Origin of the sequence: Marinomonas gallaica (assembly GCF_049821165.1) — a bacterium.
GTDB lineage: Bacteria > Pseudomonadota > Gammaproteobacteria > Pseudomonadales > Marinomonadaceae > Marinomonas > Marinomonas gallaica.
Genome location: NZ_CP187511.1, coordinates 3346844 through 3358907, shown reverse-complemented (window position 1 = coordinate 3358907; position 12064 = coordinate 3346844). Strand labels below are relative to the sequence as shown.

The 12064-nt window shown below is 44.1% G+C and carries 9 protein-coding genes; 6 read left to right on the top strand and 3 right to left on the bottom strand.

The window, feature by feature from the left end; genetic code table 11:
• The first annotated feature begins 9 nt into the window (after positions 1-9).
• Positions 10-654, top strand: a complete 645-nt coding sequence (locus tag ACPUEK_RS15775; RefSeq protein WP_425641387.1) for an HNH endonuclease family protein — start codon at positions 10-12, stop codon at positions 652-654.
• Positions 655-1058: 404 nt separating this feature from the next.
• Here the strand turns inward: ACPUEK_RS15775 and ACPUEK_RS15770 are convergent, their stop codons facing one another.
• The 3 genes from ACPUEK_RS15770 to ACPUEK_RS15760 form a co-directional block, all read right to left on the bottom strand.
• Positions 1059-1616 (bottom strand): DUF1439 domain-containing protein, encoded by a 558-nt coding sequence (locus ACPUEK_RS15770; RefSeq protein ID WP_425641385.1) that lies wholly within the window; start codon positions 1614-1616, stop codon positions 1059-1061.
• A 259-nt stretch (positions 1617-1875) separates the two neighbouring features.
• Complete coding sequence (cydB, locus tag ACPUEK_RS15765; protein WP_425641384.1) at positions 1876-2871, bottom strand: cytochrome d ubiquinol oxidase subunit II; 996 nt, start codon at positions 2869-2871, stop codon at positions 1876-1878.
• Positions 2871-4277 carry a cytochrome ubiquinol oxidase subunit I gene (locus ACPUEK_RS15760; RefSeq protein ID WP_425641383.1) on the bottom strand — a complete coding sequence of 469 codons (1407 nt, stop codon included), beginning with the start codon at positions 4275-4277 and terminating at the stop codon, positions 2871-2873. The genes cydB and ACPUEK_RS15760 overlap by 1 nt, the downstream gene beginning before the upstream one ends.
• A 388-nt stretch (positions 4278-4665) precedes the next feature.
• Between ACPUEK_RS15760 and ACPUEK_RS15755 the strand changes: the two genes are divergently transcribed.
• The 5 genes from ACPUEK_RS15755 (at position 4666) to ACPUEK_RS15735 (ending at position 12064) form a co-directional block, all read left to right on the top strand.
• Entirely contained in the window at positions 4666-6555 is a 1890-nt protein-coding gene (locus ACPUEK_RS15755) for an ATP-binding protein (RefSeq protein WP_425643039.1), read from the top strand.
• Positions 6548-7942, top strand: a complete 1395-nt coding sequence (locus ACPUEK_RS15750; RefSeq protein WP_425641382.1) for a sigma-54-dependent transcriptional regulator — start codon at positions 6548-6550, stop codon at positions 7940-7942. Before ACPUEK_RS15755 ends, ACPUEK_RS15750 begins: the two co-directional genes overlap by 8 nt.
• Positions 7943-8936: 994 nt before the next feature.
• Entirely contained in the window at positions 8937-10100 is a 1164-nt protein-coding gene (locus ACPUEK_RS15745; protein ID WP_425641381.1) for a methyl-accepting chemotaxis protein, read from the top strand.
• Between the two features lie 17 nt (positions 10101-10117).
• Entirely contained in the window at positions 10118-10396 is a 279-nt protein-coding gene (locus ACPUEK_RS15740) for an STAS domain-containing protein (protein ID WP_425641380.1), read from the top strand.
• Between the two features lie 9 nt (positions 10397-10405).
• The gene (locus ACPUEK_RS15735) at positions 10406-12064 is read left to right on the top strand and encodes an ATP-binding SpoIIE family protein phosphatase (protein ID WP_425641379.1); all 1659 of its coding nucleotides are present in this window, start codon (positions 10406-10408) and stop codon (positions 12062-12064) included.

Genomic DNA, 12064 nt, shown 5'->3' with positions numbered 1-12064 from the left:
GGAGGATGTATGAAGTATCTGGTAATTGCACTGGCTCTATTTTCGTCTCTAGCTAATGCAGAAGTCGTAAAACAATCAAAATCAGGGATCTGTCATGACGCAAGCTCCTCATATTATTCGAGGACCAAAATTTTTACATCTTTTGATACGCTAGAAGGTTGTTTGGCGGCTGGTGGCAAGTTGCCTAAAGGGCATAGCTCAGCGGCTAAAAATAAAACAGAAGTTGGCTATAGTCGTGATAAGTTTGGTCATGGCTGGGATGATGCTGATAGAGACTGTCAGAATACGCGTCAAGAAGTTTTGATTTCTATGTCTACTAACCCCGTTCGATTCGCAGATGAGAAACAGTGTCGAGTGACTTTCGGTCGTTGGATTTCGACGTACAGTGGCGAAGTGATCTTTGACGCCTCAACAATGGATATTGATCATGTGGTTCCTCTAAAGTGGGCATGGGATCATGGTGCAGATAAATGGAGTCAAGAAAAACGCGAGCAGTTTGCTAACGATCCAGTGAATCTTGTGGCTGTTGAAGCATCCCTAAACCGTTCAAAAGGGGCTAAAGGATTGGATGAATGGTTACCACCAGCGAACCAAGAGCAGTACAAAGCTAGGTTCAAGCGTATTTTGTTGAAGTATGGTTTCTCTGGAATTTGAAGAAAACCGAAAAGGACAGGACGCACTATTCTAGTGACATAATAGGCCTAATCAAAAGCCGCTCTAAGATTCTTATAGAGCGGCTTTTGATTTCCAATAGGTATGTAAGTGTTTGATTTTATTGCCATCAGGTTAAGGTAAATTACACCACTCTTACATGTATATTTTCTATTTAATTCAGTGGCTTACATTCATAGTGAGCCTACTTTGACATGGATGAGGTCGGCAGTTCGAATCTGCCTAGCCCTACCAAAATTTAAAAAAGCCGAACCCAGTGTTCGGCTTTTTTATGTCTGATTTTTGTCTGCGTTACTTCATATTCTGCGTTTACGACCAGCAGTAGGCTTGAATCTACTGCTGGCTGCATCAAGCAAAGATCTAGTTGAAATCCATTTAAACGATGATTACTGCTTAGGTTTAAGTGCTAGCTTACCTTGTTCAATTGAAAGATCTAATGGAACACTGGATAGCAAGCGAAGCGTGTTGTTTGTCGTGTCTAATGTGTAAACAGGGTTAGACGCTAGGTAACCATTAATCAGCATCATCACTTCTTTACTGACAGGGGCTAAATTACCCTTATAACCGGCGGCATCAATGGTGCTATCTAATAAAGACAACGAGCGTACAAAGATGGCTTTCTTTTCGCTGTCATAGTAAGGCGCGCCTTCCATTTCAAGGCTTAATTTGGCTGGGTATTTAAAGCCAAATACATTGATGCTGGCTGTTGCTAAAGCACTTAAACGCACAACATCTCGTCCATCCGGGCCGATATCCACGGTCATATCGTCAACCGCTAGCTCTAAAGGAATGCCAGCTAATTCTGACTGCTTCTGTAGTTTTCCAAGCTGGCTGTCGAGCACGCTTTCCAGTTCAGCATTAGATACTGTGTAAGTGGATAATTGTGACAACGTCGCACAACCACTGATAATGATGGTCAATAAAACAACGATAAAAGCTTTCATAATGGCGCTCATAAGTTCAAATAGAAACGCTAGTGTACCGTGTCTCAGGTGAGCGTGTAAAAGTTCTCTCGCATCGTTTTAAAGAGTATCCCATTTCTTTTGAGGCCAATAAGAAAACGAGCTTGGATGACTGCTCAAGCTCGTTTTTGATACTACGCTGCTGTGTTAATAATCAGCCGCATGGCATACGCCAATGCACTCACACTGATGATGCCGATTAGATAGAGCAGTGCGAACCACTGCCAAGACTTGAGTTTCATTAATAGCCCTCCTGATAGTCTTCCACCTTACCGGCAAATACACGATAGCCCCAAAACGTATAAGCCAAAATAAGGGGTATGAAAACCAGAATGCCTACCAGCAAGAATTTCAAGCTAGAATCAGGCGCTGCGGCATCCCAAATGGTCAGTTGATTGGGTATTAGGTAAGGAAATAAGCTGACGACTAGCCCTGCAAACCCCAGTGCAAAAATACCAGCAACAAACCAAAACGGACGTACTTCATGGGCGTTATTGTTAAAGCCGCGCCAAGCCAAAAAGGCAAGCAGGCATGAAACAATAGGTAGCGGGCTGAGGTACAAAAAGTTCAACCCATCAAACCATCGAGTACGAATGTCGTTGGACGATAAAACCGTCCATAGGCTGACGGTCAACATGGCCAGCATCACAATGACTAATAAGCGTTTCGCCAGATGAGCCGCGTGTTGCTGTATGCGAGACCGACTTTTCATATAAAGATAACTGGCGCCCAGTAACGCATAACCTGCCATCACGCTAAAGCCGGTTAAAATGGCAAAAGGAGACAACCAATACCAACTGGCTTCGGATATTTGATCCGCGTTGACACCTTGGACGATCGAGCCCAGAATCAATCCTTGGCAAAACGCTGCGATCGCTGAGCCAGCGCTGAACGCCAAATCCCAATATGGGCGAGAACGGTGCGCTTTAAAGCGATACTCAAAGGCGACGCCACGAAATATTAAAGCAAACAGCATCAAAATAATGGGTAAGTAAAAGGTGGAAAGAATGCCCGCATAGGCCGCTGGAAAAGCGGCAAACAGAACAACGCCTCCAAACACCAGCCAAGTTTCATTGCCATCCCACACATGAGAAATCGATCGCATTAAATGATCGCGTTCGCCTTCTCGATCAAACCATGGATATAAAATCCCAACCCCCAGATCAAAGCCATCGAGCAGTACGTACATCAATACCGCAAACCCTAGGATTAGAAAATAAAACAAGATTAAGTCCATTATTTTTCTCCTTCTTCATGTTTTAAGTTCTTTACCCACGCTAACGCGTAGCCAGGTGCTTTCATACCGATGAGTTGCTGTTCTAAATGCGCCATACTTGGCGGCCCTTTCTTAATCAGTTTGCGCATGAAGTATAGATAAACGCCCAGAAGCAAAGTGTAAATCACAACAAACCCAATCAGCGTGAAGAGCACGCGTTCAGCAGGAAGCGGTGAGACCACATCGCTGGTGCGTACTAAGTTGTAAACCAGCCATGGTTGACGACCTACTTCGACCACATACCAGCCCGCCAATACCGAAATGACACCAGATGGCGTAAACAGGGCGAGAGCGGCTAGGAAAGGTTTGTTTTCAAACAGGGTGCCGCGCTTTCTCAGCCATAGGGCAATGAATGTCAGAGCAATCATGCCGAACCCAAGCCCAACCATCACCCTAAAGGACCAGAAAACCAATGGCACATTGGGGCGGTCTTCCGGCGGGACCGCTTTTAGCCCTTGAACAGCACCGTCAAAACTGTGGGTAAGAATCAAACTTCCCAAATTGGGAATGCCCAGTTCGAAGTCATTGGATTCCGTTTCCATATTGGGCATAGCGAACAACAACAGAGGGACGCGCTCTTCTTCAGCGGGCCAGATACCTTCCATTGCTGCCAACTTCGTGGGTTGATACTGTTTAACGTTCAGGCCGTGGTGATCACCAATGTAAGCTTGCAGAGGTGTCAGAATTAAGGCAATCCACATGGTCATCGACAGCCCTTTTTTAGCGAACGCCACATGTTGTTTTTTAAGCAAGTAATAAGCACACACACCTGCGACGACAAAGGTCGCCGTTATCAAAGAGGCCAACAGCATATGGCTCAAGCGATAAGGCATTGATGGATTGAAAATCACCTCAAACCAACTGGCGACATGAAACTGCCCGTCTACGATGGTGTAGCCTTGCGGTGTTTGCATCCAAGAGTTTGCAACGATGATCCAAAAGGCCGATATCCAAGTCCCCACGGCGACTGTGACCGTTGCGAAAAAGTGCAGTTTTCGTCCGACACGCTGCCAGCCAAACAGCATGACACCTAAAAAGCCCGCCTCTAAGAAAAACGCAGTCAATACTTCATAGGCCATTAAGGGGCCTAATACAGGGCCGACAATATCGGAAAATTTCGAGAAGTTGGTGCCAAACTCATACGACAGGACGATTCCTGACACCACCCCCATACCAAAGGTAATGGCAAATGGCTTGATCCAAAATTTGGCCAACTGTAAGTAGCGTGGATCATGGGTTTTGAGCCATAGACCTTCCCAAATGGCAATCAAAGTGGCTAAGCCAATAGTGATGCTTGGGAAGATGATGTGAAAGCTCACTGTAAACGCAAATTGTAGGCGAGAAAGTAACGCTGTATCGAGTTCCATAAGAGAATCCGTTTAAAAACCGTGAAGGGTGATCGTCTTAAATTGAGATAAATAATTTGAATACCTAGGCATTCACGTTTAAAGCGTCCGCTGTTTTAGATGCCTCCCTTGCCAGCGCCTAACGGCAAGGGGTGCAATGGCTAACAAGATAATGCTGATAAGTACCATGCCATCGATCAGTAAAGTTTGAAGTTCCATAGGTGTTGCCTCGGTTTTCGTTATGATTATGAGTTAAGTCATGTTTAATTGGTTAAAGCAACCTATGTGCCAAAGTGGTTATATGTTTTAAGTTATTGAATTTAAAGTATAAAAAATACCATTTGAAGAGAGTGTAAACTATGTTTACGATTAAGGTTGGGTTTTAGGTGTAAACGAGGTTTACGTTTTGATGTTGTCGACAGTGTTTGAGCTTTCTATCTGGGTAACCAGTGTATGTGGTGTACTGGTAGCGGGCTGGTTGATATGGCGCGCCGATAAGCAGCGCGATTTAATGGCTTTAGCAGGCTTTGCTGTGATGATGGCGCTGTGGTGTTTTGGGCACTTAGCGCTCTTTCATGAACAGCATGCAATAGGTATGTTTCTGTTACTGGCTAACCCTCTTATGCCGACCTTCTTTCTGCATTTTGCGGTGCTTTTTGTCAATGAAGGCCCAGCTCAGCGCCCTTGGTTAAACGCTCTTTCTCGATATATGCCCTGTGTCTATCTGACCAGTGTGATGGTGATGATTTACAGCGTTTGGGTAGGGGCAGGGGATACTACTCCGTTGATTGATGGGCGACCATTTTTCATCTTTAACCAACTTGGCGCGATAAATTTAGGTTACACGGTGTTGGTGGGTATCGCGGGTCACGGGGTATTACTTTTAGGGTGGCAGCAGCATTCGGGGAATAAGCGTCGCTCCATTCTCGCTATGTTTGGGGTAGGCGCATGGGGCTTACTATTGGCCACCAGTTTTATTTTCCCTTCTTTGGGGATTAACGTTTTTCCGTATCCAATGTTGCTGTTACCCAGTTACTTGCTGTTGTTGGTTTACGGGGTTGTGCGCTATCAAATATTGGCGGTGAACCGCTTTGCTAACCGAGCGCTGCTGGTGTTGGTTATGATGCTGGTCGTCCTGTGTGTGATTGCGGTCTTGGGGACTTTTTCTGGGCGAATCGGGCTGGTTGCGTTAACCAACGTACCGATCTGGCAGCTCTGGTTGTATTCTCTTGTGGTGCTCTTAATTGCGGCTATGGTCTATCCATGGGTACGACAATTGTCCGAGCGGATGGTGTTTCCTGGCGCCGTGCTCAATGAACAGATACTGGAACACTGGAGTCGTCAGTTGGGTCAGGCGAAATCTTGGCATGACTTGGTGACAGAGGGGGAGTCATTATTACTGCAGCAATTGCGTTTGCCAGTTAGTATCTGTTTATCCGGTCATGCCAAGTCTGATGGGCACTATCTAGTACTTGATAAAGCCGAGTCCGGCTGGTTTTCACACAGTGAAAACAGCGATGACTTAAGCCCCGGTATGCGCTTAACGTTGGAGGTGTTTGGCTCGTTATTTGCCACCAGTTGCGCCGCCTTAGAGCGCTCGTTAGCGTTAGCTGAAACAGAGCGTAAGCGTCTTGATGAACAGCATTTAGTTGAATTGGGCAGCTTGTCTGCGGCCATGGCGCATGAGCTTCGTAATCCTTTGAACATTATTTCCATGGCTTCCTACAATGCGCCTGCGGACACTCGACGACACATCCAAGAGCAACTGACGCGAGCCGATCGACTGGTAAGTGACATGCTGGTCTACTCTGGGAAGATAACTCTGCAATACCAACCGGTTTCAATCAAGCCGTTGGTCAACAGCGTGATTGCATCCCTTAATACGGAAAACGTTTTAATGACGTTGCAACTGGCAGATGACGTAACGGTGCAGGCCGATCCCCATCGTTTACAGCAAGTGTTTATCAATTTAATCGACAACGCTTTGGCGTATGTGCGCAATCAAACAGATGGCTCGATCTGTATTGAAGCTCAAACCGATGCTCAATCATTCATTTGTCGAATTCATAATAATGGCCCAGCGTTGGAGGCATCGCTTCACGGTGATGAATTGTTTCGCCCCTTTGTTACCAAACGAAGCGGAGGCAGTGGTTTGGGGTTGGCCATTGTTAGACGAATTTTAGACGCCCATTTAGGGCAAATTGCCCATCGAAATGACTGTGGTTGGCCGGTGACATTTGAATTTAGCTTGCCACTCAATGCTGTACATCAACCCTCAGGAGAACCCATAGATGTCTGATAAAAGTTATATTTTATTAGTGGATGATGAGCCTGCTTTTCGTGAATTAGCGGGTAGCTGGTTATCCCAGCAAGGCTTCAGGGTTAAAAGTGTCGGTTCTGTCTCAGAGGCATTAGAAGCAAAACAGATTCATGGAAGGCCTGATTTAGTGCTGCTGGATTTATCGTTGCCGCCGCACTTTGACCCGCAAAAAACATTGTTGGCAATGCCTGAATTTGAGGGCTGTCCGATCATCATCATCACAGGGCATGCTGAGCGAGAGTTGTCGCTACAAGCGATCGCTCAAGGCGCTTGGGACTTTATCGCCAAGCCTGTTGACCCCGATATGTTGGCCGTTGTGGTGCGCCGTGCGTTAGCGAAAACACGTTTAGAGCGAGAGCTGCAGCGCTTGCAAAACACCGCACCAAAGCATGGCGCGGAGGTGTATATTGGTTTATCCGATAATGCTCAAAAGATTCGTGCGCTGATTGAGCGTATCGCGCCGACCGACGTGCGCGTCTTAGTAACAGGGCCTTCGGGGACAGGCAAGGAGGTGATTTCTAGGGCGCTGCACGATTTAAGTACGCGTGCGCAAGGGCCTTTTATCTCCGTGCATTGTGGCGCGATACCGGCTGAGCTGCTGGAAAGTGAACTGTTTGGTCATGTGAAAGGTGCGTTTACTGGCGCGGAGAAAGACAAGCAAGGGCTGTTAACGTTAGCGGACAAAGGGACCTTGTTCCTTGATGAGATTGGTGAGATGCCAGCGCCCATGCAAGTGAAGTTATTACGTGTGCTGCAAGAAGGCACTTTCTATGCCGTGGGTGGCCGAACATTGCAGAGCATTGACGTACGTATCGTGTCCGCAACCAACGCAGACCTAGTCGAGTTAGTCAGTCAAAATGCCTTTCGTGAAGACTTATATTACCGCATTAAAGGTGTTGGGATTGAAACGCAGGCGTTAGATAAACGCCCACAAGATATTCCTATTTTACTGCAAACCTTTATCAGCGACTTGGAGCGCAAGCACGCTCGCTCGTTGGCTTTGTCGTCCGACGCACTGCAGTGGTTTAGAAACCGATCGTGGCCCGGCAACGTACGAGAGCTGAAAAACACCCTTGAAAGCGTCGCCGCCATTTGTGTTGCAGGGCAGATAACACTGGAAGAAATCAACCTCTTGAATTTTGACGTACCCGCCATGTCAATCGAATCATCACACAACACAAGCTTATCTATTAACCGTGAGGACATTACGCTAGAGGAATCGTTAGACGTTCAAGTGCAAAAGCTTGAAATCCGCTTAATCCAACATGTGCTTAAACAGTCGGCTGGCAACAAAACCCAAGCCGCGAAAATGCTAGGTTTATCACGCCAAGGATTGATCAAAAAGATTGAACGCTATGGGGTATGACGGATGATGAATACGTGGCTTACAGTGCGTAAATTGTGAACAGTCAAAGTTAGAAGGGTCAGCAAAGAGTAGGAGGTTGACCTTCTCTAGCAGAAAAGCGATCGTATTTCGTTAGAACTCAAGCAACAGGCAGACACGCAAGCGGGGCAAAGCATGTTTCACCGCCGAACAGGCGGCTTAGAAATAATGCCATGCTATTGACCTCTTAGCTCTTAGCTTCACCGCCGAACACGCGGCTTGAGGATTGGCCATATTTAGAGCGTAGCTTTGGTCAATTTTGAATGCATCAAATTGGAAATTCTGTGATGCATGAAAGACTTAAGCTCTCTGAGCCAAAGCGATCAGTTGAAATGCCGGTTTATGGCCTTTTACTTAGGTCGAAATTCAGATAATAAGTGCACCACTCATGGTTGAGTGGCTTGATAATTTCCGGACAGTCATCTAAAAATAAATTAATGGATTATCACGATTGTAGGTAAGAAGCCGATATGTGTCTGTAATAGTTAAAGCCAATGTAGTTATTTTTAGGTTGTTTTTTGACCTGATTATGTAAGGGAAAATTTATAATCCACCTTTTTAAGCTAAAAAACGATAATTTAGACTAAGCTATTATTTAGGTTTCTTTATTATGAGTTTATAGTTGCAGGGATCAGATAAGTTGTATGCGCTGTATGTTGCATGAATCAGTCACTATATCTGTTTATTAGTATGTGCTTATTAAATACAGGTGGCGTGAAGTTTTTTCATGGCAGTACTAATAGGGATTATGACCCCCAACAATAGTAGGATTACTATTGTTTAAGGATGTTAATCAGTGTGTAATATTTGTAAACTCTAATAGAAAGTGCAACGAAAATAAGGGCTTACAAATTGTAATGATTCGTTAGTCATAGGTGAAATGAATTAGGAATGGCTTATAATCACTCTTGTTTAGAAGGGTGCATTTGGCTTGATTACATGATTGCTAACAGCGCGAAGCCCCTAGCAACTATGAATGATCAATAAGGATTGTTTTATGCTGAAGTTGTCTTTGACACATGTTTTTGCTGTCGCTGTCGCGATCAGTTTAGCTTTATCTGGTTTCTTTTGGCCCGCGCTCTTTGTCCTATTTTTGTCTGGATGCTTGCTCGTTTTTTTAGCCCGCCCTAATACTGCTCAAGTACCTGACTCCGATTTGGATGTTCATACTACCGTATCCGCTGCCGATCACACGGAAGCGCACAAGTTATTCCATGATGAATTAGTACCGCTATTAGACATCTGTAATGATGATCTTGAAAATGTACTGACGACTCAGCGAAGCGCCATCGATGTATTAAGCAGTTCATTTGACGATACTCATCGCCTAATTGGTCAACAAGCGGAGTGTATTCGTTCATTGATTAATGATGGTCATGATGGATCTCGTAGCCATAGTGAAGTGATGCAAGAGTTTGCTGATCAAACGGCTGAGACTTTAGATCGCTTTATTAATACCACCGTTGAAATGTCTGCTGAATCGATGGATTTGTTAAGTAAAGTCAGTGAAATTCATGAAGAAATGCCTGTTGTCACTAAGGCGCTTAAAGACATTGATGACATCGCGGAACAAACCAATCTACTTGCCTTGAATGCGGCCATTGAAGCGGCGCGAGCAGGTGAAGCCGGTCGCGGTTTTGCAGTGGTCGCTGATGAAGTTCGAAGTTTATCTAATCGATCAGCAGGGTTTAGTGTCGCAATACAAGGGCAATTGCAAAAGATCCAAAATCAGGTAACTGAATTAACTCGATCAATGGAGAAATTAGCGGCACATGATGTGACTTATATCATGGAGTCCAAGCGTACCATGCAGCAAGTGCTTGAGCATATTGTAGAAAAAGCGAGCAGTGATTCATTGGTTACGAGTGAGTTGGATGGGTTAGCTACCAGTATTGATGAGGCGATTTTCTCGGCGACGCGTGGTCTCCAGTTTGATGATATTAACCGTCAGAATGTTGAGTACACCATTGATACATTAAGGTTTATTGCCGAGCATCTAGAAAGTATCAAACACTCTTCTTTTGAAGATCTTGAACATGTACTGAAAGACAAACTAGAAATCATCAAGCTTCGAAGTAAAGAACGTCACAACCCCGTATCGCAGCAAGATGTGGCCAGTGGCGATATCGATTTATTTTAATTTATTTAGGAAACGCTATGTCTCAATCAGCGGTAATCAGCATTCCAGAGCGATTCGATTTTAGTACTCATAAATGGTTCACAGAAGCTTATGAAAAAGCTTTGAATGATACAAATCAAATCGTATTAGATTTTTCGAGAGTTTCTTATGTTGATTCTTCTGCATTAGGAATGATGGTGTTACTTCGTAGAAAGCTGATTGGTGTCGGTGGTAAAGGGTATATTCGTAATGCATCTGGCACGGCTAAAGACATTCTTGAAATGGCGAATTTCAATACTTTGTTTGAGTTTGAATAGGTCGACTAAATGCCATCTGAAAACTGTGTTCTAATTTTAGAAGATGATATCAGTACTCGATTAATTGTTTCGAAGTCTCTAACAGTACAAGGCATTAACTCTATTGTTGCTGCAAATATTGCCGAGGCAGAAGCACTTATTCCAAAGCATGACATTTGTTTGTTTTTGCTTGATGTGCATTTACCGGATGGCGATTCCACCTCTTTAGTGGCAACACTGAGAGAGACTCATCCTCTTGTTCCTATTCTTATTATGACAGGGGACTATGAGCAAAATCGTGTTTCAGAGTTTTTTGATTTAGGTGTGCGTGATTTTATTAATAAACCCGTTCATCCAATCTTGCTAGCAAGTCGAGTCAGCAGTTTTATTAGAAGCTATGCGACGGAAAAAGCGCTGTTCGAAGCAAATGAAATGTATCAAAGAATTGCGCATGAAAAAGAGCAAGAAGAGGCGTTGGCGCATTACGTCTACAATCACATACTTAAAGTTCACACAACTAAGATTGCTGGATTAGACGTTGCTATTCGATCTTCTGGCCGCTTTTGTGGTGATATGTTGCTTTCGGCTAAAGCGCCCAATGGTAGCTTGATCGTGATGTTAGCTGATGCGACTGGGCACGGTATGGCCGCTGCACTGACGATCTATCCTATGGTGTCAACATTTGCGGCCATGGTAAGCAAAGGATTGTCATTGGGTGCGATCTTGAGGGAGTTGAGTTCAAAGCATAATCAGTCGATTCCTCAGAACCGCTTTGTTGCCGCTATTTTGCTTGAAATTTCGCCAAAAGATAATAGCTTGAAGGTTTGGAACGGTGGGATGCCTGCGGCATTAATGTTTGATAAAACAGGTGAGCTAACAAAAGTTACGTCGAAAAACGTTGCTATCGGTATTTTGCCAGAAGATTTAATTAGTACGAAAATGGAGTCTTTTGAATTAAGCGATATTAAAAAAATAGCCTTGTTCAGTGATGGGTTAATCGAAAACAAAGTCATCGATGGTCGTAATATCCCATTTAGTGAAGGTTATGACATCATTGCCAAAAACCTAGATGACTCTCATGGTTTATTATCGTTGATGCACGGATATGAGCTGTTTGAAGGCGAAAGTAGCGACCACGACGATATGACCCTTGCGGTGTTAGATCTAGAGCTTATACAAGAAGAGCTAAGGGAAGAGGAACCTGAAGACTTACAGATACCAGGCAGTTTTGATTTTTCGTTTGAATTACGCGGTAGTTCATTAAATAACGAAAAGTTCGCGTTTAGTTTGTCAGATTTGTTGAGCACCTACGGTTTTAATAAAGAGTTTTGTCAAAAAGTGTTTACTGTTGTAACAGAGCTATTGGTAAACGCAGTGGATCACGGTATTTTTAATATACCGTCAAATTTAAAAGAAGAAGATTTTATTACCTATCTCTCAATGAGAGAACAAAAAAAAGCCAACGTGTCACCCTCAGATAAAGTAATGATAGAGGTTAAGTGGGATGAAATTGAACACACTTTATTTATCTCTTTAGGTGATAGCGGTGCAGGTTATAAAGTAGAAAATATTGAAACAGCTGATGACACAGCGGCATATGGACGTGGAATCAAATTGATCACCTCTTTGTGCAAAACGTTTTTCTACGATCAAGAAATAAACACTACACATGTTAGTTTGAAATATTAG

Excerpts from the sequence above, each read along its gene's own strand:
- ACPUEK_RS15775 (WP_425641387.1), top strand. The coding sequence starts at position 10 with ATGAAGTATCTGGTAATTGCACTGGCTCTATTTTCGTCTCTAGCTAAT.
- ACPUEK_RS15770 (WP_425641385.1), bottom strand. The coding sequence starts at position 1,616 with ATGAAAGCTTTTATCGTTGTTTTATTGACCATCATTATCAGTGGTTGT.
- cydB (WP_425641384.1), bottom strand. The coding sequence starts at position 2,871 with ATGGACTTAATCTTGTTTTATTTTCTAATCCTAGGGTTTGCGGTATTG.
- ACPUEK_RS15760 (WP_425641383.1), bottom strand. The coding sequence starts at position 4,277 with ATGGAACTCGATACAGCGTTACTTTCTCGCCTACAATTTGCGTTTACA.
- ACPUEK_RS15755 (WP_425643039.1), top strand. The coding sequence starts at position 4,666 with ATGTTGTCGACAGTGTTTGAGCTTTCTATCTGGGTAACCAGTGTATGT.
- ACPUEK_RS15750 (WP_425641382.1), top strand. The coding sequence starts at position 6,548 with ATGTCTGATAAAAGTTATATTTTATTAGTGGATGATGAGCCTGCTTTT.
- ACPUEK_RS15745 (WP_425641381.1), top strand. The coding sequence starts at position 8,937 with ATGATCAATAAGGATTGTTTTATGCTGAAGTTGTCTTTGACACATGTT.
- ACPUEK_RS15740 (WP_425641380.1), top strand. The coding sequence starts at position 10,118 with ATGTCTCAATCAGCGGTAATCAGCATTCCAGAGCGATTCGATTTTAGT.
- ACPUEK_RS15735 (WP_425641379.1), top strand. The coding sequence starts at position 10,406 with ATGCCATCTGAAAACTGTGTTCTAATTTTAGAAGATGATATCAGTACT.